This is a genomic window from Arthrobacter sp. GCM10027362 (genome assembly GCF_042679445.1).
Taxonomy (GTDB): Bacteria; Actinomycetota; Actinomycetes; order Actinomycetales; family Micrococcaceae; genus Crystallibacter.
Genome location: NZ_JBHTML010000449.1, coordinates 1 through 576, shown reverse-complemented (window position 1 = coordinate 576; position 576 = coordinate 1). Strand labels below are relative to the sequence as shown.

The 576-nt window shown below is 70.7% G+C and carries 1 protein-coding gene; it reads right to left on the bottom strand.

Annotated features, from left to right (window positions below):
• On the bottom strand, positions 1-576 hold a 576-nt coding region (locus tag ACFQ36_RS23295; protein ID WP_377018009.1), incomplete at both ends, for an L-serine ammonia-lyase, iron-sulfur-dependent, subunit alpha.

Here is a 576-nt window from a genome sequence, read left to right as displayed (position 1 = left end):
GCGGTCTCCTTGTATTTGTCGCTCATGTCCCGGCCGGTCTCGCGCATGGTCACGATCACCTCGTCCAGGGAGACCCGGTGGGTGCCGTCGCCCATCAGCGCCATCTTGGCCGCGTTGACGGCCTTGGCCGCACCGATGGCGTTGCGTTCGATGCACGGGATCTGCACCAGCCCGCCGATGGGGTCGCAGGTCAGCCCCAGGTTGTGCTCCATGGCAATCTCGGCGGCGTTCTCCACCTGGGCCGGGGTGCCGCCGAGGACCTCGGCCAGGCCCGCGGCGGCCATGGAGGAGGCCGAGCCGACCTCGCCCTGGCAGCCCACCTCGGCGCCCGAGATGGAGGCCTGCTCCTTGTAGAGCACGCCCACGGCGCCGGCGGCCAGCAGGAACCTGACGACGGCGTCCTCCTTCTGCTCCCGGCCGGCGTGCTCCATGCCCGGCGCATAATGGGTGGCATAGAACAGCACGGCGGGGATGATGCCGGCGGCGCCGTTGGTGGGGGCGGTGACCACCCGGCCGCCCGAGGCGTTCTCCTCGTTGACCGCCAGGGCCACCAGGTTGACCCACTCCTGCCAGTAC